Raw genomic sequence first — 2,963 nt, forward strand, 5'->3', positions numbered from 1 at the left:
CGACGTCGAAGCCGCCGCTGCCCATCACCAGCCACAGCGCGCCCACCCCGTGCCGCAGGTCGGCGAGCACCGCCTCGTAGGCCTGCCCGGGGTCGGCCCGCCGGTGCTGCTGGCGTACCTGCCAGCCCGCGGGCGTACTGACCTGCGGGGTGGCGCCGCGCAGATAGGGGGCGGAGCCCGGGTGTCCGCCGGGCACGGCAGGGGCCGGGGCCACGTCGTCCGCGGTGTACAGCGGACGCGTGCGCAGCCCGTCCTCGAGTTCGGTGGACAGCGCTTCTTCCGCCGCGTCCCCGGAAAGCCCGCTCTTGCCCGTCTTGTGCAGCACACCCTCCACGAGGTGCTGCCACTGGGCACGGGTGGCTTCGGGGAACTCGGCGGCCAGCGAAAGCCCGTCATCAGGCAGGACCGTCATAGACGGCAGGCTAGGGGAGCCGCACCTTAGAGCGCACCGCCGCACGGATGTGACCTTGGACTCTCCGTACACACTCGCCCGAAGGGCCCACAGCGCCGCCCGCCACCGCACCCCCGCGGGCAGGCGCGGCACCGGCCGGCTGACACCTGACCGGCCGTTGCGGGCGCGTCAGCCGGGGGACGCTCAGCCGGGGGACGCTCAGCAGCCGGGGGGACGCTCAGCCGGCGGGTGCGAGTTCGGCGATGAGGCCCTCGACGCGGGCCCTGATCTCGTCGCGGATGGGCCGCACGGCAGCCACTCCCTGCCCGGCCGGGTCGTCCAGCTTCCAGTCCAGGTAGCGCTTGCCTGGGAAGACCGGGCAGGTGTCGCCGCAGCCCATGGTGATGACCACGTCGGACGCCTCGACCGCCTCGGTGGTGAGGATCTTCGGGGACTCGGCGGCGATGTCCACGCCGACCTCACGCATCGCCTCCACCGCCGCCGGGTTGACCTGGTCGGCGGGCGCGGAGCCGGCGGAGCGCACCTCGACGCGGTCGCCGGCCAGGTGGCTGAGCCAGGCCGCGGCCATCTGCGACCGGCCGGCGTTGTGCACGCACACGAACAGCACGGAGGGCTTCTCGGGCATCGCTGTCTCTCCTGTCTCCTGGGGCGGGATGACATCAGTCCTGACTGATGTGACAGTATCAGCCCATGCTGACGTCAGTAGACACTGATCTGATCCGGGTCCTCGCCGACCCGCTCAGACTTCGGATCGTGACCCTGCTCGCCGGCGAGACGCTGTGCACCACCCACCTCGTGGCGGAGACCGGCGCCCGCCAGACCAACCTCTCCAACCACCTGCGGCTGCTGCGCGAGGCCGGGGTCGTGGAGACGGAGCCCTGCGGCCGGTACACCTACTACCGGCTCCGCCCGGACGTGCTCGAAAGCCTGGCCGGCTCGTTCGCCGAACTCGCCGCCACCGCCCGCCGAACCGTCGACCAGGAGAACAAGAGGCCCTGCTCGTGACCAGCACCGAACCGGCGACCACCGGCACCCCACCCGACCCGGCCGCGGCGACGATCGTCGCCGGGCTCTCCACCCTGGACCGCTGGCTCGCGGTGTGGATCCTGCTCGCGATGGGCGTCGGCCTGGGCCTGGGCCGCGTCGTCCCCGGCCTGGACGACGCACTCGCGGCCGTCGAGGTCGGCGGCATCTCGCTGCCCATCGCGCTCGGGCTGCTGATCATGATGTACCCGGTGCTCGCCAAGGTCCGCTACGACCGGCTCGACACCGTCACCGCCGACCGGAAGCTGCTCGTCTCGTCGCTGGTGATCAACTGGCTCGTCGGCCCGGCCGTGATGTTCGCCCTGGCCTGGACGTTCCTGCCGGACCTGCCCGAGTACCGCACCGGCCTGATCATCGTCGGCCTGGCCCGCTGCATCGCCATGGTCATCATCTGGAACGACCTCGCCTGCGGCGACCGGGAGGCCGCCGCGGTCCTGGTGGCGCTCAACTCGGTGTTCCAGGTCCTCGCCTTCGGCCTGCTCGGCTGGTTCTACCTCGACCTGCTGCCCACCTGGCTCGGCCTCGGTGACGGCGAGAGCCTCGACGTCTCCATGTGGTCGATCGCCGTCAACGTGGTGATCTTCCTCGGCGTGCCGCTGCTGGCCGGCTACCTCACCCGCCGCTTCGGGGAGCGCAAGCTCGGCCGGGACCGCTACGAGGGCAGCTTCCTGCCGAGGATCGGCCCGTGGGCGCTGTACGGCCTGCTCTTCACCATCGTGGTGCTCTTCGCGCTCCAGGGCGACACCATCACCAACCAGCCCGGCGACGTGGCCCGCATCGCCCTGCCGCTGCTCGTCTACTTCGCCGTGATGTGGTTCGGCAGCTTCGCGCTCGGCAAGGCCATCGGCCTGGCCTACGACCGCACCACCACGCTCGCCTTCACCGCGGCCGGCAACAACTTCGAACTGGCCATCGCCGTCGCCATCGGCGCCTTCGGTGTCACCTCGGGGGAGGCGCTGTCCGGCGTCGTCGGCCCGCTCATCGAGGTCCCCGTCCTCATCGGCCTGGTGTACGTCTCGCTGGCCTGGCGCCGCCGGTTCACCGCCCAACGCCTCACCACCGCCCGCACGGACGGCTGAGCGGCCACCGGCTCCCCGACGGAGGACACGACCGGGCGGCACAGGCCCGGAACAGGACGCGGCCGATCGGCACGAGCACGGACGGCAGGGGGCAGGCGGATGAGCGGGACGGCCGAGGTGGTGGTGAGCGGCGGCGGCCAGGCCGGGCTCGCCGCCGGTTACCACCTGCGCAGGCTCGGCCTGACGGCCGTGATCCTCGACGACCGGGATGCGCCCGGCGGCGCTTGGCGGCAGGCATGGGACTCGCTGCGGCTGTTCTCCCCGGCGGCGTACTCCTCCCTGCCCGGCCGCCCCATGCCCGCGGAGCCGGGGCGGACGTACCCGTCCGCCCCGCACGTCGTCGACTACCTCACCGACTACGAGCAGCGCTACCGGCTCGACGTGCGCCGCCCGGTGCGGGTGAGGGGCGTGCACCGGGACGGCGCGCG

At 72.5% G+C, this 2,963-nt stretch carries 5 protein-coding genes; 3 read left to right on the forward strand and 2 right to left on the reverse strand.

Annotated elements, in window-relative coordinates; genetic code table 11:
* On the reverse strand, positions 1–412 hold a 412-nt coding region (locus tag ACYVE9_RS21150), incomplete at its 3' end, for a methylmalonyl-CoA mutase family protein (protein WP_461029470.1).
* A gap of 217 nt (positions 413–629) precedes the next feature.
* Positions 630–1,037 (reverse strand): arsenate reductase ArsC, encoded by a 408-nt coding sequence (locus ACYVE9_RS21155; protein ID WP_461029471.1) that lies wholly within the window; start codon positions 1,035–1,037, stop codon positions 630–632.
* Between the two features lie 65 nt (positions 1,038–1,102).
* On the opposite strand from ACYVE9_RS21155, the gene ACYVE9_RS21160 reads away from it, so the two are divergent.
* The 3 genes from ACYVE9_RS21160 to ACYVE9_RS21170 all read left to right on the forward strand — a co-directional run.
* A complete protein-coding gene (locus ACYVE9_RS21160; RefSeq protein ID WP_461029472.1) occupies positions 1,103–1,417 on the forward strand; it encodes an ArsR/SmtB family transcription factor in 315 nt (104 codons plus the stop codon).
* Positions 1,414–2,535: an ACR3 family arsenite efflux transporter gene (gene arsB / locus ACYVE9_RS21165; RefSeq protein ID WP_461029473.1), complete on the forward strand. Its 1,122-nt coding sequence runs from the start codon at positions 1,414–1,416 to the stop codon at positions 2,533–2,535. The genes ACYVE9_RS21160 and arsB overlap by 4 nt, the downstream gene beginning before the upstream one ends.
* 99 nt (positions 2,536–2,634) lie before the next feature.
* A partial coding sequence (locus ACYVE9_RS21170; RefSeq protein WP_461029474.1) for an NAD(P)-binding domain-containing protein occupies positions 2,635–2,963 on the forward strand: 329 nt, incomplete at its 3' end.

The organism is Streptomyces sparsus (assembly GCF_054776295.1).

Excerpts from the sequence above, each read along its gene's own strand:
- ACYVE9_RS21155 (WP_461029471.1), bottom strand. The coding sequence starts at position 1,037 with ATGCCCGAGAAGCCCTCCGTGCTGTTCGTGTGCGTGCACAACGCCGGC.
- ACYVE9_RS21160 (WP_461029472.1), top strand. The coding sequence starts at position 1,103 with ATGCTGACGTCAGTAGACACTGATCTGATCCGGGTCCTCGCCGACCCG.